We start from the raw sequence: 20,028 nt of genomic DNA on the forward strand, positions 1-20,028 counted from the left end.
ACACTCCGCCGGGATCAACCCCGGCCAGCGACACCGCGCCCTGGTCGTCAGGGCATCGACCCGCCTCTGCCCGGAGCGTAAGCTCCACGCCATCGAGGCTCCGCGGCCGTCACGTTGCGACCGGCGGCCCCGAGCGCACAGGAGGTCACGCCATGGTCCGATCCGTTCGCCTCGTGCTGGCCGGTTGCGCCGTCCTCGGCTCCCCCTCCCCGATCGCGGCCCAGGGGCGCCCGGCCACCACCGCGATGGCCTGCGCCGCCGCGAGGGATTTCGTCGCGCGGGCCGGCGCCGTCGTGATGACCACCGGACCCATCACCTATGCGCGACTCGTGCGCGACGGCGGCTTCTGCCCGCTGCCGGAAGGGCCCAAGCCGGCGTTCGAGCGCACCCTCGACGATCCGCAATGCTTCGTCGGCTACACCTGCCAGGACAAGTTCAACGAAGGCATCGGCCGCGACTGACGCCATTTCCGGTTGATCACTTCGTGATGCGGAAATGAGCTTCGCTCAGGCGCCGTCCGGGCTCGGTGATGCGGTTCCCGCTTGATTCAAGCGGAAACGATATCACACCGTCCGAGGTCGGGTTTCGCCCGCCTACGGTCAAGCTGCCATCTTGAGGCCCCGTCGCTCGCGCATGTCCGAGGCCGTCAGTACGGCTCCGCTTCGAGCCGTCGAGAGGGACAGGCAGATGGCGTCCATCGGGGAGGCAGCCCCCATCGTCCGCAGCGAGGCGGGCGAAGCGGGACAGGGTACGTCGGCCGAGGTCGTGCGGCTCGAGCGATCGGTGGCGTTCGCCCTCGACCTCATCGCGACGGCACGGCACGAGCGCGACGCCGCCCCGGTGCAGGCGGCCCGGCGCAATCTCGCCGCAGTCTACGGCCTGACGCGCCTGAGGCGCCGACAGGAGCAGAGCGACGCCCGCCCGCGGGCCTCGGCCTGAGCGACCCGCGCCCGACCCCGTCCGATCAGGCCGGACGGCGGGCGGACGAGGTGGCGCGCAGCGGTCGGGTCGCGAGCCAGATCGTGTGGCGGGCGCCGCCACCCTTGCCGTTGGCCCTGACGCCGACTTCCTCCACCGCAAAGCCGATCCGGCGCAGACGCTGCGTGAACGATCCGTCGGGGGCGGCCGACCACACCGCCAGGACGCCGCCGGGGCGCAAAGCGGCCAGGGCCGCCGCCAGGCCCTCGCCGTCGTACAGCCGGTCGTTGGCCGGTCGCGTCAGGCCGTCGGGCCCGTTGTCGACGTCGAGCAGGATGGCGTCGTAGGCGAGCGGGCGCTCGCGGATCACCCGGGCGACGTCGTCCTGGCGGAGGCGGACGCGGGGATCGTCGGGACCGGGGCCGCAGATCGCCGCCAGCGGTCCCCTGGCCCAGGCCACCACCTGCGGCACCAGCTCGGCGACCACCACCTCCGCATCGGGCCTCAGGGCGGCGAGGGCGGCGGTCAGGGTGAACCCCATGCCGAGCCCGCCGACGAGGAGCCGCGCGCCCGCCCTGGCGCCGATGCGGGCGCAGGCGAGGTCGGCCAGCGCCTCCTCCGAACCGCTGAGGCGGCTGTTCATGAGTTCGTTGTGGCCGAGCTGGATCGAGAACTCCGATCCGCGCTGCAGCAGGCGCAGCACCTCGGTGCTCCCGGGGATCGCGGCCGTATCCAGAAGCACCCAGGGTTTCACGTGAAATCCTCTGGCGAGCCGGCCCTCCCGTCACCGGGAGGGCCGGGCGGCGAGGTTAGAACAGCCCTTCGATCTGGCCGTTGGCGTCGAGGTGGATGCCCTCCGACGCCGGGACCTTGGGCAGGCCCGGCATCGTCATGATCTCACCGCAGATCACCACGACGAAGCCGGCACCGGCCGAGAGCCGCACGTCGCGCACGGCGATGGTGTGGCCGGTGGGAGCCCCCATCAGCGCCGGATCGGTGGAGAACGAGTACTGGGTCTTGGCCATGCACACCGGCAGGTTGCCGTAGCCCTCCTTCTCGAACTGGGCGAGCTTGGTGGCGGCCTTGGCGTCGATGGAGATCCCTTGCGCCCCGTAGAGCTTGGTGGCGATGGTGCGGACCTTGTCGGCGAGCTTGGTCTCGACCTCGTAGGCGAAGGTCAGGGGCTTCTGCTCGCCCTCGGCCAGCTTGACCACCGCATGGGCCAGTTCCTCTGCACCGGCACCCCCGTCAGCCCAATGCTTGCAGGTGATCGCCTCGACCTGGAGCCTGTCGCGGCAGAGTTCCTTGAGCTTGGCGTGCTCGGCGTCGGTGTCGGCGAAGAAGTGGTTGACGCCCACCACCACCGGCAGGCCGAAGCCGCGCACGTTCTCGACGTGGCGGGCGAGGTTCGCGAACCCCTTCTCCAGGGCCTCGAGGTTCTCGCCCGAAAGATCCTTCTTGCCGACGCCGCCGTGCATCTTGAGGGCGCGCACGGTGGCGACGATCACCACCGCCGAGGGCTTGAGGCCCGCCTGGCGGCACTTGATGTCGATGAACTTCTCCGCGCCGAGATCGGCGCCGAAGCCGGCCTCCGTCACCACGTAGTCGCCGAGCTTGAGCCCGGCGCGGGTGGCGATCACCGAGTTGCAGCCGTGGGCGATGTTGGCGAAGGGGCCGCCGTGGATGAGCGCGGGGTTGCCCTCCAGGGTCTGGACGAGGTTGGGCTGGAGCGCGTCCTTGAGGAGCACGGTCATCGCGCCCGTGGCCTTGACGTCCTTCAGGGTCACCGGCTTGCGGTCGCGGGTCTCGGCGATGACGATGCGGCCGAGACGCGCCTCGAGGTCGTCGAGATCCTTGGCGAGGCAGAACACCGCCATGACCTCCGAGGCGACGGTGATGTCGAACCCGTCCTCGCGCGGGAAGCCGTTGGCGACGCCGCCCAGGCTCGATGTGATCGCGCGCAGCGAGCGGTCGTTCATGTCGACCACCCGGCGCCAGGCGATGCGGCGGACGTCGATGTTGAGCTCGTTGGCCCAGTAGACGTGGTTGTCGATCAGCGCGGCCGCGAGGCTGTGGGCCGAGGTGATGGCGTGGAAGTCGCCGGTGAAGTGCAGGTTGATCTGCTCCATCGGCACCACCTGCGACTTGCCGCCGCCGGCCGCCCCGCCCTTCATGCCGAAGCAGGGGCCGAGCGAGGGCTCGCGCAGGCAGGCCACGGTCTTCTTGCCGATGCGGTTGAGGCCGTCGCTGAGGCCCACCGTGGTGGTGGTCTTGCCCTCGCCGGCCGGCGTCGGGCTGATGGCGGTGACCAGGACGAGCTTGCCCTCGGGCTTGCCTTCCAGCGACTTGATGAAGCCGTGGTCGATCTTGGCGATGCTGCGGCCGTAGTTGTGAAGGGCCTCGTCGGGGATGCCGATCCGGGCTGCCACTTCGGCGATGGGCTTGAGGGTCGCCGCGCGGGCGATCTCGATGTCTGAGGGCATGCTTCTCTCCCGGATTCCGTCCCCGCCGGCGTTGAGCCGTGCGGCCGTCTTGGCGATGTGTCCAGCCTAGACCGATGGCATCACAGGGTGCGACGGGGCAAGCGCTGATCGGTTCGGATTTTTTTGAGGCGGCCCACAAAAAATCGTGCCGTCAGGCGATCGACCTTTGCCGACGGCGTCCGCTGTGAGGGCCGAGGCCTCTCGCGACATGTGACCGCCCTTGCTAAAGCTACGGGTGATCCGCATTCTGCGGATCATATCCAAGGCGGAACAGACCCCCGCGGCTGGTGAATGATGAACCTTTTCACGTTCGTAGACATCGACGCGACCGACCTCGCCAAGAAGGCGGGCTTCTACCAGGACGAGGCCATCCGGTCTCCGGTCCGGATCAAGAAGAACGGCCGCCCGAAGACGGTCCTGATTTCCTATGAGGAGTTCATCCGCCTGCGCGACCGGGACCGGCAATCGTTCACGGTCGACGACATCCCCGACGACATCGCCGACGAAATTCTGGCCGCTGACGTTCCGGACGAACTGAAAGACTGACGACGACGGGATTTCGCCGGCTGATCCCGACACAGCCGCCCATTGCGGGCACGGTCGTTCGATTTTCATTCCTGTGGTCGAACGAAGACGAGCAGGGTGAGGTGGGGGGACGAAAGGACCGGTCCGCCGTCCTCGTTATCTCGAAGGACGCCGAGCGGGGAAGCTGCATCGTCGTTCCCATCACCCATCGCGAACCCGAGGGGCGGACGGTCGGCATCGAGGTTCCGGCCGCGGTGCGCATGACGCTCGGTCTGGACGATCGCCGGCAGTGGATCATCATTTCGGAAGGTAACCGGTTCGTGTGGCCGGGCCCCGATCTACGCCCGGTTCCAGACGCACAGCCGCCATCGGTGATCTACGGACGGATTCCGAGGTCGCTCTTCGTCGATGTGCTGACGCAACTTCAGACCCTGATCCGTGCCAAGCGGACAACGGTCGTCGCTCGGTAGCGTCGGAGCCCCTGAGAGCCGGGTCGCTCTTCAAGCCACCGCCCGGATCACCCGGCCGACCTTGTCCACGATCTCCCCGATCTGGTCGGCGCTCACGATCAGCGGCGGGGTCAGGGCCAGGGTGTCGCCAGCGGCGCGCACGACGATGTCGAAGTCCTCGAAGCCGGCGACCATGGCCGCGTAGGCGCGGGCGCCCGGCGCGTCGGGCCGGGGCGCGAGGTCGATGGCGGCCGCCAGCCCGACGGTGCGGATGTCGAGGACGCCGGGATGGTCCTTGAGGGACATCACCGCCTCGCCGAAGGAAGGCTCCAGCCGCCTCGCCCGTCCGAACAGGTCCTCGTCGCGGTAGATGTCGAGGGTGGCGAGCGCCGCCGCGCAGGCCAGGGGATGGCCGGAATAGGTGTAGCCGTGGAACAGCTCGATGGTGCCGGGCGGGCCGGTCATCAGCGCGTCGTGGATGCGCGCGCTGGCGATGACGCCGCCCATCGGGACGGTGCCCGAGTTCACGCCCTTGGCGAAGGTGATCATGTCCGGTGTGACGCCGTAGCGTTCGGCGGCAAAGGCGGCCCCGAGGCGGCCGAAGCCGGTGATGACCTCGTCGAAGATCAGGAGGATGCCGTAGCGGTCGCAGATCGCCCGCAGGCGTTCGAGGTAGCCCTTGGGCGGCGGCAGCACGCCGGTGGAGCCGGCCATCGGCTCGACGATGACGGCGGCGACGGTGGAGGGGTCGTGGAGGGCGACGATCCGCTCGAGATCGTCGGCCAGATGCGCCCCCCATGCGGGCTCGCCGACGGTGAAGGCCTGGTGCTCGCGCGAATAGGTGTGGGGCAGGTGGTCGACGCCGGGTAGGCCGAGGCCGAAGGCGCGCCGGTTGGTGACGATGCCGCCCACCGAGATGCCGCCGAAGCCGACGCCGTGGTAGCCGCGCTCGCGCCCGATCAGGCGGGTGCGCCGGCCCTCGCCCCTGGCGCCCCAATAGGCCAGCGCGATTTTGAGGGCGGTATCGACCGATTCCGATCCGGAATTGCAGAAGAACACGTGGTCGAGGTCGCCCGGCGCCAGATGCGCCAGCCGCGAGGCCAGGGTGAAGGCGCCGTCGTGCCCGAACTGGAACGGGGGCGCGTAGTCGAGGGTCGCCGCCTGGGCCTGGATCGCCGCCGTGATGGCGTCGCGACCGTGGCCGGCGTTGCAGCACCACAGTCCGGCGATGCCGTCGAGGATCCGGCGCCCGTCGGCGCTGCGGTAGTGCATGTCCCTGGCGCCCACGATCATCCGCGGCGCCGCCTTGAAGGCGCGGTTGGCGGTGAAGGGCATCCACCAGGCGTCGAGGTCGTTGGGCCCGACAGGGGCGGCGCGCACGTCAGGATTCATGGCGGGGTTCATGTCGAGAATCAGGGCTCCATCGGGGTGGCGGTGTAGCCGGCCAGGGTCAGCGCCTCGGCGATACCGTCGGCGCGGGCCAGGGTCGTCACCGCGACGCGGCCGTGGTCGCGGTCCACCGCGACGTCGGCCTGCGGGTCGAGCCGGCGGATCGCCCGGGTCACCGCGGCGGCGCAGCCGTCGCAGGTCATGCCCTCGACCCGCATGAGAAGGTCCGTCCGCATCGCGTCCATCGGCTGAGCCCTCCCGGCATGTCCTCGATTACCGCCCGCGTCCGCCGTCGCCGCGACGGACGACGCAGGGGTCCCGGACGCGGGTGCCGAGCCAGCTTTGCGCCACACTTTGCGCCACACCTAGCAAAAATCGACCCAGGACCGCCGACGATACCCTTGTGGGGGCGCCGGTCCGCCGACAAGACTGGCCGATCCGCGATTCGCGGCCCGTTTCCATCGCGTCGTTTGCACGTCGTTCGCGTTCGAGGTTGAACAATCCATGGCCAGGTTCGTCGGCCGGCGCGGTGGCCCCTGGGTCTGGATGCTGCTGGGGCTGCTCGTCCTGCCGCCGCTGGCGGTGTTCGTGCCGCTGGCCGGCGCCTTCGCCCTCGCGGCCGTCGCCGTGGCGATCGGCCTGATCCTGCAGCGGCGCGCCGGCACCCTCGCCCAGCGCTGCGACAAGCTCTCGGGCGAGATCGACGTCCTGTCCAAGCGCCTCCTCGCCCTCGAGGCGGGCAGGACGGGCGATGCGGCGAAGGCCGCCGAGGTCGCAAGAGCCGAGACGGCGAGGGCCCGGACGGGCCGGGCCGAGGGCACGGCGGACCTCTCGGCCAACGTGGAGGAGGTCACGGCGGAGATCGGCCTCCTCAGCGGTATCGTGCGCGAACTCGCCGCCATCGTCGCCGCCCAGGACAGCGACCTCGCCAAGCTGAAGGCAGAGCCCCGCCCCGTACCGGTGCCGACCGCGGTGACGTCCGCCAGGGCGCAGCCGGCGCCGGCCCCGTCCGTCTCCCAGGAGATCGTGGTACCGCCCCGCGGTCCGGCCGCCGCGACGGCGGCGCCGTCGCGCGCGCCCTGGGCGCCCCGTCCCCTCGCCACCGTCGAAGCACGCGGCGGCGGCGAACCCGCGGACCCGCCCCCGCCGGACCGCTCGGGCGAGCAGCGCCAGCGCGAGACCGCCCTGATCGCGGCCTTCGAGGGCGACGGGCTCGAGGTCCACCTGCAGCCCCTGGTCAGCCTGCCCCAGCGCAAGGTCGTCTCCTACGAGGCGGTGGCGCGCCTGCGCGTCTCGGGCGAGGTGCTGGCGCCGGACCTGTTCCTGCCGGTGCTCGAACGCCACGGCCGCACCACCGACCTCGACCGGCGGATGATCCAGAAAGTGGCCACCATCGGCCGCCATCTCGGCGGGCGCGGCAGCAACGCGGCGGTGGCCTATGCCCTGTCGCCGTTCTCATTGTACGAGCCGGGCTTCCTGCGCTCGCTGACCCGCCTCGTGAGCGACGGGCCGAGCCTCGCCGGGCGGCTCGTGGTGTCGCTGCCGCAGGAGAGCTGGCGCAACCTCGATGCCGAGCAGTCGGCCGCGCTCCTCGCCCTGCGTGGCCAGCTCGGCTTCACCCTCGACCGGCCGGTGGACATGCGCTTCGATCCCCTGGCCCTGGCCGACCGCGGCATCGGCCAGATCAAGATCCCCGCCGAGATGATCCTGCGTCCGGGTAGCCGCCAGGCGATGCCGGACATCGCCCTCGAAGACCTCGTCACCTCGCTCGGCCGGGCCGGCGTGCGCGTGGTGGCGGACGGCGTCGAGCGGGAGGCCGACGTGCCCGACCTCATCGACCTCGGCATTCCCCTGGCGCAGGGAGCCCTGTTCGCCCCGGCCCGGGCGGTGCGGGCCGAGGTGCTGGCAACGGCCGCCGCGCCGCAGCCGCCCGCGCCCGACGGCGAGCCGGCGCCGCAGCGGCGCCCGTTCCGGGACTTCCTGCGCCGGGCCGGCTGAACCGGGCGACGTTGATTTCGCCGGACCGGCGGCTTAACCGCTGCGGGGCGCGGGGCGTCCGGTCGGTTCGACCCGCCCGAACGGATCCGTGCCCCGATCCGTTCGATGGCCTCATCCCATGTCCCAGACCGTCCCGCCGCCTATCCCGATCCTGGCGGGCATCGCCGGCATCGCCGAGGGCGTCGACCTCATCCTGTGCGACGTCTGGGGCGTGCTGCACGACGGCACCAAGGCGCACCGCGGGGCCGGCGAGGCCCTGATCCGGTTCCGCGCGCTGCCCGCCGCCGGCCGGCCGCGCCGGGTGGTGCTGGTCTCGAACGCGCCGCGGCCCTGGCCCGGCGTCCAGGCGATCCTCGACGGCTACGGCGTGCCGCGCGAGGCCTACGACGCCATCCTGACCTCGGGCGACCTCACCTGCAGCCTGCTGGCGCGCACGCCCGGCATCCGCATCCACCACCTCGGACCCGAGCGGGACCTGACGATCTTCTCCGGGCTCGACCTGTCGCTGGTGGGGCCGCAGGAGGCCGAGGCGGTGGTCTGCACCGGCCTGTTCGACGATGCCACCGAGACGGCGGAGGATTATCGCGCGGTGCTGGCGGCCCTGCGGGCGCGGGACGTGCCGATGATCTGCGCCAACCCCGACCTCGTGGTCGAGCGCGACAAGGTGCTGATCCCCTGTGCCGGGCTCATCGCCGCCGCCTATGCCGAGATCGGGGGCGCGGTCACCTATGCCGGCAAGCCGTATCGGCCGGTCTACGAGGAGGCGCTTGCCAAGGCCGCCGCCCTCGACGGCCTGCCGCCGCCGGACCTGGGCCGGGTGCTGGCCGTGGGCGACGCGCTGCGCACGGACATCGACGGCGCGGCGCGGTTCGGCATCCCGAACCTCCTGGTGGCGCGCGGCATCCACGCCGAGGAACTGGGGGTCACCGCCGAGCACCACACCCTCGGCGACATCGCCGGCTGGCTGGCCGCCCAGAGCGTGCGGCCGGACGCGGTCATCGACAAATTGGTCTGGTAGGCTCGCTGGTCTCGCAGGCTTGGCCGCCGCTCAATCGAACAGGGCGTCGATGGCGTCCTGCGGGGTCGCTGGCCCCTTGAGCTGCGGGCCGTTGAGGATGAGGAGTTCGTCGCGCATGCGGCGCTCCATCTCGGCCGGGTCGATGCCGGCCTCGTCGCGGGCCTTGACCGCGGTGGCGAAGCGCGACAGCCGCGTCTCGAGCTGACGCAGGGCGTCCACGACCTTGCGGATGCGCTGGCCGGTGATGTCCTGGAAGGTGCAGGCCTCGAAGATGTCGTTCATCCGCGCCTCGACGCTGGCGCGGTAGTTCCCGTCGTCGGGCAGCGACAGGATCTCCTCCGCCGCCGTCATGATGGAGTTGGTGGCGCCGGCGGTCGCCTGGACCACGCTGTCCAGCTCCTCGTGGGCCATCGGCAGACGGTCGCGGGTGAGTTCGTTCGCCCGCAGGGCGGCGATCTCGTTGCGGACGTGGGTGATGTAGTCCGCGATATCGACGAGCTCGCGGATCAGCGACGGCTTCGCCGAGGTCGCCGCAGGCTTCGTCGTTGCGGCACCCACGGCTTTGGGCATGGCGGGAGCCGCCATCCTCGCGTTGATTGCCCCCCCCATCGGCCCCGCTCCCATTCCGTCGTGTGTCGTCCGGTCTTAACGCGTCACCGATCCTTGACGAGGATCAGGCGCCGCAGACGGCTTCGATCTTGGTCTTGAGCGTGGCCGCGTTGAACGGCTTGACGATGTAGTTGTTCACGCCGGCCTTCTTGGCGGCGATGACGTTCTCGGTCTTCGACTCGGCGGTGACCATGATGAACGGGGTGGTGCGCAGGTTCTCGTCGGCGCGAACGTGGCGCAGCAGCTCGTAGCCGGTCATGGGCTCCATGTTCCAGTCGGAGATCACGAGGCCGTACTTGCGGTTCTTGAGGCGGGCCAGGGCCGCGGTGCCGTCGGACGCATCGTCGACCTCTTCGAAGCCGAGCTGCTTGAGGAGGTTGCGGATGATGCGGACCATCGTCTGATAGTCGTCCACCACGAGGATCGGCATGCCGAGATCGAGGGCCATGGTCTGCTCTGCTCCGTCAGTACGAGGGCCGGCGCGGCGCGCGCCCCGTCACGAGTTTCGGGGAAGCACCGCAACGGCGCCTCTTGTGACCGACAATACCGAGGACGGAATTGCGAACCGGTTAACTGCTCCGGGCGCTGGCGCGCCAAAACAGGGCGGTGGCCGCTCCGGGCGCACTCATGGCCGATGCGGCGAACGCGCCGCCGCCGCGAGGGCGTCCCGCGCTTGACCCCCATGGGGGTTTTCGACAGGTTCCGCGCCAGCCGACCCCCCTTACCCCTTCCGGACCCGATGTTGCCTGGCGACGAGACGGCCACGCCCTCCCCCGGCGCACCGATGCGGCGCGCGCCCTTCCTCGTGGTGCGCGAGGACGAGCCGGTGCCGGCCGGCCTCGGCGGGGCGGTGGCGGCGATCGGCAATTTCGACGGCGTCCATCGCGGGCACCGGGCCCTGGTCGCGGCGGTGCGCGAGACCGCGGCGGTGGACGGGCGCCCGGCCGTCGTCCTCACCTTCGAGCCGCATCCGCGGGTGTACTTCAATCCCGGCGAGACGCTGTTCCACCTCAGCGACCGCCGGGCGAAGGAGCGGATCTTCGACCGGCTCGGGCTCGATGGCCTGATCGTGCGCCGGTTCGACGCCGCCCTGGCCGGAACCGGGGCGGCGGCCTTCGTCGAGGGCCTGCTGATGCGCGACCTCGGCCTCTCGGGCGTGGTGATCGGGCACGATTTCCATTTCGGCCGTGGCCGTGAGGGCACACCGGCGATTCTCGCCGCCCTCTGCGCCGCCGCCGGCCTCGGCTGCCGGATCATCGAGGCGGTGGCGATGCCCGAGGATCCCGTGCCGGTCTCCTCCAGCGCGATCCGGACGGCCCTGGCCTCCGGCGACGTCGCCCGGGCCAACGCGCTGCTCGGCTATCGCTGGTTCGTCACCGCCGAGGTCCGCCACGGCGACAAGCGCGGGCGCACCCTCGGCTATCCCACCGCCAACATGGCGCTGGGCCCCTGCGAGCTCGCCCACGGCATCTACGCGGTCCGGGCCAAGCTCCGGGACGGGCGGGTGTGCGACGGGGTCGCGAGCTACGGCCGCCGCCCGACCTTCGACGACGGCGCACCCCTGCTCGAGGTCAACCTGTTCGACTTCTCCGGCGACCTCTACGGCCAGGAGATGACGGTGGAGTTCGTGGCCTACCTGCGTGGCGAAGAGCGGTTTTCGAGCGCCGAGGCCCTGATCGCCCGCATGGACCGCGACGCGGCCGAGGCACGGTCTCGCCTCACGGCGGACAGGCTGCCCTCGATGCTGTGACGCGGTGCGTCACGGGTGCGGAACCTGCGTCGTGATGCGGACATGGGCTTCGATCGAGCGCCGCGCGGGCTCGGTTGATACGGTTCTCACTTTATCCAGGCGGAAACCGTCTCAGAGCTGCGGCCGGTCGCCCTTGGCGGCCATGCGCGCGGCCGCCTTGCCCAGGCGCTCGCCGTCGGCGGCGCCGCTCAGGAGATAGGCCGAGCGTCCGTCTGTCCAATAGGCCGTGCCGCCGTCCTGCGAGCGGGTCACCGGGGCCGACGTGGCGTCGCCGTCCGGGCGGTGGGTGGCGAACAGCGCCAGTTCGCCGAGATCCTCGGCCTCGATCGCCACCTCGATCCCGGCCCCCGTCCGCGACGGGAACACCTGGACGTCCTTGACCGTCCATCCCGCCGGCAGCGCCGGCAGGAGGATGCCGGTGGCGGCCTCGATCCCGGCTTGGTCGTAGGCCGGCGCGAGACGCTGGGACGCGATGCGCGCGCGGATGCGGGCGGCCTCGCGGGCCTGCTGCGCATCGGCCATCAGGGCCGGGTCGATCGGCGAGGCCTGGGTGTCGGCGATGCCGAAGGCGCCGACGTCGGAATGGGCGAGCCAGCCCGCTCCCACCAGCATCGCGATGGCGGCGGCGCGGCGCAGGCGGTCGGTGAAACGCCCCCAGGCCAGGGAGCGGTCGAGGCGGCGCGCCGCCTCGCGGTTGCGCTGCGGCCCCGGCGTCGGCGGCTGGGCGAAGGCCTCGCGCAGAGCGTCGCGGTCGTGCAGCTCGGCCATCACCCGGGCGGCGACGTCGGGGTGGCGTGCCAGATGCGCCTCCACGTCGAGGCGGCGCATGATCGCGAGCTCACCGTCCACATAGGCGATGAGATCGTGCTCGGTGATCGGATCGGTGGTCGACGGCTCGGTCATGGTCTGCTCGCTCTCGCTGCTGTGGACGGGTCGCTCACGGCCGGATGTCTCGAAATCCGGCGGCGCCCCTGTCCTCGGTCCTCGCCACACTGACTGGACGGCCTGCCTCAGCCCTCGCCGGACGCCCGCCGCCCGGACGGCAAGGCCTCGTCCGGCGCCGATGCCGGCACGAGGCGCAATCGCGGCACATCGGCCTGCGCCCGTCGCGGCGCCGGCTCCGCACCGGACGCCTCGCCCGCCTCGAACGCCCTGAGCGCCGCCCGGCCGCGGCCGAGGCGCGACATCAAGGTGCCGATCGGAATGCCGAGGACCACCGCCGCGTCGGCGTAGGCCATGCCCTCGATGGTCACGAGATGGAGCGCGGCACGCTGCTCCTCCGGCAGCGTCTGGAAGGCCCGGCGGATCTGGGCGAGGCGGACATGGCCTTCCTGGGCGGGCGGCACGACCTCCTCGGTCAGCTGGACGAGGACATCGGCATGGCGGGCTTCCACGCGCTTGCGGCGCTGCTCGTCGATGAAGACGTTGTGCAGCACCGTCATCATCCAGGTGCGCAGGTTGGTGCCGGGCCTCAGGGTCGGGCGCGCCTCCAGGGCGCGGACCATGGCGTCGTGGACGAGGTCGTCCGCCTTGAGCGTGTCGCGGGTCAACGCCCGCGCGTAGCGCCGCATCGGCACCAGCAGGTCGACGATATCGGGCTGACGGTCGGATGGTCCCATGCGCATATCCATATAGACGCGCGACCGTCCCGGCCTAATCCCCCACCTTGGGTGAATCCCCGCAACCCCCGACCCGGTGCCCGTCGTCGGCCCGACGGGTACCGGGTCTCACTGGCGGCCTCATTGGTAGGTGGCGCGCAGATCCAGGGTGCAGGTGCGGCCGACGCCCTCGTAGCTCTCCGCGAGCCAGGTCTTGGCCGCGGCCCGGCCGGTGTCGCGCAGCCGCTCGAACATCTTCAGGCGTGCGTCGAGCCGCGAGGCGGCCGTGTAATCGTCGAGGGCACCCGTCCCGTCGATGCGATGCACCAGCACGCTCTTGTAGTCGTTGCGGCCGAGCACCCCGTCGTCGATCAGCCGGTCGACGAAATCGATCGCCCGCAATTCGCGCATCAGGTTGGCGTTGAAAGTGATCTCGTTGAGGCGGTTCTGGATCTCCTCGCGGGTCCGCGGCGTCTCGCGCCGCTCCACCGGGTTGATCTGGACCAGCACGACGTCGCGGGTCTCGGCGCCCTGGAACAGGGGATAGATCGCCGGATTGCCGAGGTAGCCGCCGTCCCAATACGGCACACCGTCGATCTCCACCGCCTGGAACACGGTGGGGAGGCAGGCGGACGCCATGAGGTGGTCGAGGCTGAGCACCTCGCGCTCGAACACCGCGAGCTTGCCCGTCCAGACGTTGGTGGCCGAGACGTAGATGGCCGATGTGGCCGCGCCACGCAGCCGCTCGAAGTCCACGTGCTTGGCCAGAGCCTTACGCAGCGGGTTCACGTTGAGGGGGTTGGAGACGTAGGGGCTGGTGCTCAGCGCCCGGGTCCAGAAGTCGACCACGGGGTTGTTCTTCCACAGGTCGAGGAAGCCGTTGACCACCCCGCGCTGGACCGGCCACAGGTCGCCGTCGAGGCTCACCTCGTTCCAGAACCGCGAGAGGGCCGCCCGCGCGCCGTCGGGCCCGCCCTCGAGCCAGCCGTCGACCATGACGACGGCGTTCATGGCACCGGCGCTCGCCCCGCTCATGGCCTCGAAGCCGATGCGACCGTCCTCGATCAGGGCGTCGAGCACGCCCCAGGTGAAGGCGCCGTGGGCACCGCCGCCCTGGAGGGCGAGGGACACCATCTTCTCGACCTTCGGGCCGCGCAGACCCTCGACGGGCCCGGTCGCCGGCGTCCCCGCGCGGGGTGCGGTGATGAGGTCGCCCATCGAATCGGAGATCGCCATCGCGGTCTGGCGGTCGTGCAAATCGGTCTGCGAGACGTCGTCCATCCGGAACCCCTCATATGTTGCACCGCAACATAATCGTTCGCTGCGCAGCGACAACACGGGATCGCCATGGCGGTTCCGCAGCCCTGCCCTGCGAGCGGGCGGGGGCGGCGACCACCCGACGGCACCGCGAAACCTCGACCACACGCCAAACTCGACAACGCGCCAAGGATGCGACATGGGTTTCGCCACGGGACGGCCACGGCGGGCCGCGACCGCGCTCGACCCTGGCATGCGCCCACCGGAGGGCGGCCATGGCTTGACGCCGGGACGCGGCCGTCTCAGCTGACCCGTGGGAGCGCGTGGGACCGCGACCGCCCTTCGCCACTGCGAAGGGATTTCGGGGTTTCCGCGACACCGGGGGCTCCTGTCCGCAACGGCAGGGTCCGAAGCGGCGGGTCTCACCACGTTCCCAAGGTCCACGATGAACGCCTCCGAGAGACAGACCATGGAAGCCTCGGCCGTCACGACCCAGCCTGAAGGCACTTTTCCCACCGGGACGGGGCCGGAGATCGCCGGCCCGTCGCCGCGCCACCGCACCGTCGGCGTCACCGTCGGCACGGGCGAAGGCGCGGTCACCGTCGGCGGGGGCGCGCCCATCGTCGTCCAGTCGATGACCAACACCGACACCGCCGACATCGACGGCACCGTCGCCCAGGTCGCGCAGCTGGCGCGCGCCGGCTCGGAGCTGGTGCGCATCACCGTCGACCGCGACGAGGCCGCCGCGGCGGTGCCCAAGATCCGCGAGCGCCTGGACCGAATCGGCGTCCACGTGCCGCTGGTGGGCGACTTCCATTACATCGGCCACAAGCTCTTGTCCGACCATCCCGCCTGCGCCGAGGCGCTGGCCAAGTACCGGATCAACCCGGGCAACGTCGGCTTCAAGGAGAAGAAGGACGTCCAGTTCTCGACGATCATCGAGCAGGCGATCCGCTACGGGAAGACGGTGCGCATCGGCGCCAACTGGGGCTCGCTCGACGAAGCGCTGCTGACGCACCTCATGGACGAGAACGCCAAGCTGCCCCGGCCCATCGACGCCCGCGCGGTGATGCGCGAGGCGATGGTGCAATCGGCCCTCACCTCGGCCGAGCGCGCCGTGGAACTCGGCCTGCCCAAGGACCGCATCATCCTCTCGGCCAAGGTCTCGGCGGTGCAGGACCTCATCGCCGTCTACCGCGAGGTCGCCCGCCGCTCGGACTACGCCATCCACCTCGGGCTGACCGAGGCCGGCATGGGCTCGAAGGGCCTGGTCGCGGCCTCGGCCGCCATCGGCGTGCTGCTGCAGGAAGGCATCGGCGACACCATCCGTTATTCGCTCACCCCGGAGCCGGGCGGCGACCGCACCGTCGAGGTCAAGGCGTCCCAGGAACTCCTGCAGACCATGGGGTTCCGCACCTTCGTACCCCTGGTGGCGGCCTGCCCGGGCTGCGGGCGGACCACCTCGACGACGTTCCAGGAACTCGCCCGCGACATCCAGAACTGGATCGTCACCTCGATGCCGGAGTGGAAGAAGCGCTATCCGGGCGTCGAGGGCCTCAACGTCGCGGTGATGGGCTGCATCGTCAACGGACCGGGCGAATCCAAGCACGCCGACATCGGCATCTCGCTGCCCGGCACCGGCGAGACCCCCACCGCCCCGGTCTTCATCGACGGCAAGAAGGCGATGACCCTGCGCGGGGCGACGCTGGCCAAGGATTTCGAGACCGTGGTGATCGAGTACATCGAACGCCGGTTCGGCTCCGGTGCGCGGAGCGCGGCCGAATAGGGCAGCGGACGTGCCGATCCGCGACCCTGTCGTTCCGGCGCCACCGACCCCTCGGTCGTCACATCGCATGACTGCATCTACCGGCCGACGACGCCACGCCCGGCCGGCGGTCGTTCGTGCGCGACACGAACCCGCGTCGGTCCGGTCCGTCGACGGCCGACTTCCTGCAAGCCCGTGTCCTGCGAACGCACGTGCTGCGGGCCGATCTCTCGCAGGCCAGAGCCTGGATTTCCGAACATGACGCAACCCGACGCCCCGAGCCCAGCGGCCGCTCCCCCCGACGCGGCGGGCCGCGTCGTCGTCGACCCGGTGGAGACGCAGCGCGAGCACGTGCCGACGCCGTTCTGGACCCTCGTCGTCGGCTCGGTCGGCGTCGTCTACGGCGATATCGGCACCAGCCCGCTCTACGCCTTCCGCGAGGCCCTCGGCCCGGCCCGCGCCGACGGCGTCCTGCTGGAGGAGGAGGTGCTCGGCACCACGTCCCTGATCCTGTGGGCGCTGGTCCTGATCGTGACGATCAAATACGTCGTCATCCTGCTGCGCATGGACAACAACGGCGAGGGCGGCATCCTTTCGCTGATGGCGCTGGCCCGCAAGGCGCTCGGCGGGTCGACCCTGGTCTTCGTCCTGGGCCTGCTCGGCGCCTCGCTGTTCTATGGCGACGCGGTCATCACGCCGGCGATCTCGGTGCTCTCGGCCGTGGAGGGCATCAAGCTCATCACCCCCGCCTTCGAGCATTACGTCCTGCCGATCACCATCGTGATCATCGTCGCCCTGTTCCTGGTCCAGAGCCGGGGCACCAGCAAGGTGGCGGCCTTCTTCGGACCGATCATGGTGGTGTGGTTCCTGGCGCTCGGTCTCGCCGCCGTACCGCATATCGCCGCCAACCCGGGCGTCTTCGCCGCCTTCAATCCCTGGTACGCGGTCCATTACCTCCTCGGGCACGGCACCGGGGCGCTGGTGGCGCTGGGCGCGGTGTTCCTGGCGGTGACGGGGGCGGAGGCGCTGTTCGCCGACCTCGGCCATTTCGGGCGCCGCCCGATCCAGGTGGCCTGGCTCGGCCTCGTGGGGCCCTGCCTGATCCTGAACTACCTCGGCCAGACCGCCCTGGTGCTGGCCAAGCCCGACACCGCCGACCCGTTCTATCAGCTCGTCCCGGAATGGGGGCTGATCCCGATGGTGATCCTGGCGACGCTCGCCACCGTCACGGCGAGCCAGGCGGTGATCACCGGCGCGTTCTCGCTGTCGCGCCAGGCGATCCAGCTCGGCCTCCTGCCCCGGCTCGAGATCCGCCACACCTCGGAATCGCATTCGGGCCAGATCTTCCTGCCGCAGGTGAACCTGCTGCTGCTGCTCGGCGTCGTGGTCCTGGCCGTGCTGTTCCGCTCCTCCTCGGCGCTCGCCTCCGCCTACGGCATAGCGGTCACCGGCACGATGCTGCTCACGGCGAGCATGGCCTACGTGGTGCTGTGGAAGGTCTGGAAGCTGTCGCCGATCGCGGCGGCGGCGGCGATCATGCCGTTCATCGTGATCGAGTTCCTGTTCCTGCTCTCGAACCTGCTCAAGGTGTTCGAGGGCGGCTACGTCCCGCTGGTGCTCGCGGCCGGGCTCATCATCGTGATGTGGACCTGGGTGCGCGGCGTCGGCATCCTCGTCAGGAAGACCCGCAAGACCGACGTGCCGCTGGTCGAGCTCGTGGCGATGCTGGAGAAGAGCCCGCCGCACCATGTCCGCGGCACCGCGATCTTCCTCACGAGCGACCCCGAGATCGCCCCGGCCGCCCTGCTGCACAACCTCAAGCACAACAAGGTTCTGCACGAGAAGAACGTCATCCTCACGGTGCAGACGGTGGACACCCCCCGCTCGGAGGAGGCCGACCGCAGCCGGATCGAGCCGATCGGGCCGCATTTCTCCAAGATCGTCATGAAGTTCGGCTACATGGAGACGCCCAACATCCCCCGCGCGCTGGCGCAACTGCGCAAGCAGGGCTTCAAGTTCGACATCATGTCGACGTCGTTCTTCCTGTCGCGCCGCTCGATCCGCCCGGCCGCCCACTCGGGCATGCCGCTCTGGCAGGACCGGATCTTCATCACGCTCGCCAAGAACGCCAACGACGCCACGGACTTCTTCCAGATCCCCACCGGACGGGTGGTGGAGGTGGGAACCCAGGTGACGGTGTGAGCGGGGGCGAAAGCACTTCGCCTCGGGAAAAGCACTTCGCCTCGGACACGTCCGCCGGCACGCATCGCCGAACCTCGTCCCGGCTGGCTCCCCCCTCATCCTGAGCGCCGAGCCCGAAGCGAAGGCCTATACGAAGCGCGGCAGAACCCGCGGCGATCCCTGGAGCCCTCCTTCGAGGCCCGCCGACGCGGGCCCCTCAGGACGAGGGAGCGGGTCCGAATGATCCGGAATCCAACCGGCTTCGTGGGAGCGCGCGAGCCCGATCCTCACGCCGCCGCGGACAGCGACATCGATTCCTTCTTCATCAGCTCGCGGTAGAACCCGTCGAGATGGGTGAGCTTGTCGGGCGAGCCGTCCTGGACGATGCGGCCGCCCTCCAGCACCACGATCCGGTCGAAGTCCTTCAGGGTCGAGAGCCGGTGGGCGATGGCGATGACGGTGCGGCCCTTCATGAGGTTGGCGAGCGCGTGGCGGATGGCCTCCTCCGATTCGGCGTCCAGTGCCGAGGTCGCCTCGTCGAGGAGCAGGATCGGCGAATCCTTGAGGATCGCGCGCGCGATGGCGATGCGCTGGCGCTGGCCCCCTGAGAGCTTCACGCCGCGGTCGCCGACGATGGTGTCGAAGCCCTCGGGGAGGGCGTTGATGAAGTCGGTGCAATGGGCCGCATCGGCGGCCTTCCACACGTCCTCGTCGGAGGCGTCGGGCCGGCCGTAGCGGATGTTCTCGCGCAGGGTGCGGTGGAACATCGACACGTCCTGGGGCACCACGGTGATCGCCTCGCGCAGGGAATCCTGCGTCACCCGGTTGATCTCCTGGCCGTTGATCAGGATGCGCCCGCCCTGGACCTCGTAGAACCGCTGCAGCAGCGAGAAGATCGTCGACTTGCCGCCGCCCGACTTGCCGACGAGGCCGATGCGCTGGCCCGGCTCGATGACGAGGTCGAAGTCCGTGAACACGGCGCGGCCGTCGGGATAGGCGAAGGCGACGTGGTCGAAGGTGAGTTCGGCGCCGGTGGTGCCGGCGAGCGGCGTCGCCTCCGGGTGGTCGATGAGGTCGTGCGGCTGCAGCAGGGTGTGCAGGGCTTCCGACAGGCGGGCGGTGTGCTGGGTCGCGTCGACGAGCGCCACCGCGAGGTCGCGGGTGGCGGCCAGGATGCGGATGCCGAGCGTGCACACCAGCACGACCTGACCGTTGGTGGCGTCGCCCGCCTCCCACATCTTGATCGCCCAGTAGAGCAGGCCGAGCACGGCGAAGACCGTGAGGACGGCGTGAACGATGCGCAGCTTCTCGAGGTAGAGCAGCGACGAGCGCCGCGAGCGCATCTCGACGCCGATGGTGCCGTCGAAGCGGGTGTACTCGCGCTTGAACGCCGAGAAGGCCCGCACCAGCGGCATGTTGCCGACGAGGTCCACCATCTCGCCGTCGACGCTGGCGGCCTTGGCGGCGAAGTCGTGGTGCAGCGGCCGGCCTGCGGCGGCCATCTTGAACATCAGGACGACGACGGCGGCGAAGATGCCGGCGAGCACGGCCGCCATCGTGAGGTTGACGGTGGCGATGTAGACGATCGACAGGGTCGCCGCGACGCAGGGCGGCATCACGTTGAACACGAACATGTTCTCGACCGTGAAGATCGCGTTCGAGGTCGCGGTGATGCGCGAGGCCAGGGTGCCGGGCTGGCGGTCGGCGAAGAAGGTCGGCGAATGCCCGGTCATGTGCCGGAACAGGTCGCGGCGGATGTCGCCGGTGACGCCGACGAAGGTGAAGGAGCCCACCAAGCTCGCCACCCGCCAGAGCAGGTTGTCGGCGGCGATGAAGAGGATGAGGATGCCCAGCGCGCCCCAGATCAGGCCGGACTTCGGCCCCTTGCTCAGCGCGTCGACCACGCCCTTCAGGGCGTAGTCCGTGCTGACCGAGAAGCCGACGGCGCCCAGCACCGCGAGGAGGATCACCACATGCGGCAGGGCGCGGCGCTTGAGGTAGCGCCCGACGAAGGCGAAGGGCCGGTCGGAATAGGCGCAGAGGTCTTCCGTCATGGTGACCATCCCGGATGGTTCAAGTGGACCCCGA

The 20,028-nt window shown here is 70.4% G+C and carries 19 protein-coding genes; 9 read left to right on the plus strand and 10 right to left on the minus strand.

What is annotated here, in order from left to right:
- The first annotated feature begins 152 nt into the window (after positions 1–152).
- The gene (locus ASG59_RS05050) at positions 153–461 is read left to right on the plus strand and encodes a hypothetical protein (RefSeq protein ID WP_055887238.1); all 309 of its coding nucleotides are present in this window, start codon (positions 153–155) and stop codon (positions 459–461) included.
- Between the two features lie 226 nt (positions 462–687).
- Entirely contained in the window at positions 688–939 is a 252-nt protein-coding gene (locus tag ASG59_RS05055) for a hypothetical protein (protein WP_055887241.1), read from the plus strand.
- 25 nt (positions 940–964) lie between these two features.
- On the opposite strand, the gene ASG59_RS05060 is transcribed toward ASG59_RS05055, so the two are convergent.
- Positions 965–1,672, minus strand: coding sequence for a hypothetical protein (locus tag ASG59_RS05060; protein ID WP_056407315.1), 708 nt, complete (start codon positions 1,670–1,672; stop codon positions 965–967).
- Between the two features lie 55 nt (positions 1,673–1,727).
- Entirely contained in the window at positions 1,728–3,401 is a 1,674-nt protein-coding gene (locus tag ASG59_RS05065) for a formate--tetrahydrofolate ligase (RefSeq protein ID WP_055887247.1), read from the minus strand.
- A gap of 291 nt (positions 3,402–3,692) precedes the next feature.
- Between ASG59_RS05065 and ASG59_RS05070 the strand changes: the two genes are divergently transcribed.
- Together ASG59_RS05070 and ASG59_RS05075 are read left to right on the plus strand one after the other, a co-directional pair.
- Positions 3,693–3,947: a hypothetical protein gene (locus ASG59_RS05070; protein WP_055887250.1), complete on the plus strand. Its 255-nt coding sequence runs from the start codon at positions 3,693–3,695 to the stop codon at positions 3,945–3,947.
- 101 nt (positions 3,948–4,048) lie between these two features.
- Positions 4,049–4,396, plus strand: coding sequence for a hypothetical protein (locus tag ASG59_RS05075; RefSeq protein ID WP_056407316.1), 348 nt, complete (start codon positions 4,049–4,051; stop codon positions 4,394–4,396).
- A gap of 30 nt (positions 4,397–4,426) precedes the next feature.
- Here the strand turns inward: ASG59_RS05075 and ASG59_RS05080 are convergent, their stop codons facing one another.
- On the minus strand, positions 4,427–5,767 hold the full coding sequence (locus ASG59_RS05080; RefSeq protein WP_056282351.1) for an aspartate aminotransferase family protein: 1,341 nt from the start codon (positions 5,765–5,767) through the stop codon (positions 4,427–4,429).
- A gap of 20 nt (positions 5,768–5,787) precedes the next feature.
- Positions 5,788–6,009, minus strand: coding sequence for a heavy-metal-associated domain-containing protein (locus ASG59_RS05085; protein WP_055887260.1), 222 nt, complete (start codon positions 6,007–6,009; stop codon positions 5,788–5,790).
- 259 nt (positions 6,010–6,268) lie between these two features.
- On the opposite strand from ASG59_RS05085, the gene ASG59_RS05090 reads away from it, so the two are divergent.
- Both ASG59_RS05090 and ASG59_RS05095 read left to right on the plus strand, forming a co-directional pair.
- A complete protein-coding gene (locus ASG59_RS05090) occupies positions 6,269–7,762 on the plus strand; it encodes an EAL domain-containing protein (RefSeq protein ID WP_056407318.1) in 1,494 nt (497 codons plus the stop codon).
- 118 nt (positions 7,763–7,880) lie between these two features.
- Complete coding sequence (locus tag ASG59_RS05095) at positions 7,881–8,780, plus strand: TIGR01459 family HAD-type hydrolase (RefSeq protein ID WP_055887266.1); 900 nt, start codon at positions 7,881–7,883, stop codon at positions 8,778–8,780.
- Between the two features lie 30 nt (positions 8,781–8,810).
- Here the strand turns inward: ASG59_RS05095 and ASG59_RS05100 are convergent, their stop codons facing one another.
- Both ASG59_RS05100 and ASG59_RS05105 read right to left on the minus strand, forming a co-directional pair.
- Entirely contained in the window at positions 8,811–9,350 is a 540-nt protein-coding gene (locus ASG59_RS05100) for a protein phosphatase CheZ (RefSeq protein WP_055887468.1), read from the minus strand.
- A 103-nt stretch (positions 9,351–9,453) separates the two neighbouring features.
- On the minus strand, positions 9,454–9,837 hold the full coding sequence (locus ASG59_RS05105; protein ID WP_055887268.1) for a response regulator: 384 nt from the start codon (positions 9,835–9,837) through the stop codon (positions 9,454–9,456).
- 291 nt (positions 9,838–10,128) lie between these two features.
- Here ASG59_RS05105 and ASG59_RS05110 point away from each other — a divergent pair, with 291 nt between their 5' ends.
- Positions 10,129–11,139, plus strand: a complete 1,011-nt coding sequence (locus ASG59_RS05110; protein WP_056407320.1) for a bifunctional riboflavin kinase/FAD synthetase — start codon at positions 10,129–10,131, stop codon at positions 11,137–11,139.
- Between the two features lie 111 nt (positions 11,140–11,250).
- Here ASG59_RS05110 and ASG59_RS05115 read toward each other — a convergent pair whose 3' ends face one another.
- From ASG59_RS05115 to ASG59_RS05125, 3 genes are all read right to left on the minus strand, one after another.
- The gene (locus ASG59_RS05115; protein WP_056407322.1) at positions 11,251–12,042 is read right to left on the minus strand and encodes an anti-sigma factor; all 792 of its coding nucleotides are present in this window, start codon (positions 12,040–12,042) and stop codon (positions 11,251–11,253) included.
- 107 nt (positions 12,043–12,149) lie between these two features.
- Positions 12,150–12,758: a sigma-70 family RNA polymerase sigma factor gene (locus ASG59_RS05120; protein WP_056407324.1), complete on the minus strand. Its 609-nt coding sequence runs from the start codon at positions 12,756–12,758 to the stop codon at positions 12,150–12,152.
- 120 nt (positions 12,759–12,878) lie between these two features.
- A complete protein-coding gene (locus ASG59_RS05125; protein WP_056407356.1) occupies positions 12,879–13,955 on the minus strand; it encodes a patatin-like phospholipase family protein in 1,077 nt (358 codons plus the stop codon).
- A gap of 508 nt (positions 13,956–14,463) precedes the next feature.
- Between ASG59_RS05125 and ispG the strand changes: the two genes are divergently transcribed.
- The gene (ispG, locus tag ASG59_RS05130) at positions 14,464–15,780 is read left to right on the plus strand and encodes a flavodoxin-dependent (E)-4-hydroxy-3-methylbut-2-enyl-diphosphate synthase (RefSeq protein ID WP_055887278.1); all 1,317 of its coding nucleotides are present in this window, start codon (positions 14,464–14,466) and stop codon (positions 15,778–15,780) included.
- Between the two features lie 237 nt (positions 15,781–16,017).
- On the plus strand, positions 16,018–17,961 hold the full coding sequence (locus tag ASG59_RS05135) for a potassium transporter Kup (protein WP_056407325.1): 1,944 nt from the start codon (positions 16,018–16,020) through the stop codon (positions 17,959–17,961).
- 266 nt (positions 17,962–18,227) lie between these two features.
- Here ASG59_RS05135 and ASG59_RS05140 read toward each other — a convergent pair whose 3' ends face one another.
- Complete coding sequence (locus tag ASG59_RS05140; RefSeq protein WP_200945931.1) at positions 18,228–20,003, minus strand: ABC transporter ATP-binding protein; 1,776 nt, start codon at positions 20,001–20,003, stop codon at positions 18,228–18,230.
- Positions 20,004–20,028 lie beyond the last annotated feature (25 nt).

Source organism: Methylobacterium sp. Leaf466 (assembly GCF_001425565.1).
GTDB lineage: Bacteria > Pseudomonadota > Alphaproteobacteria > Rhizobiales > Beijerinckiaceae > Methylobacterium.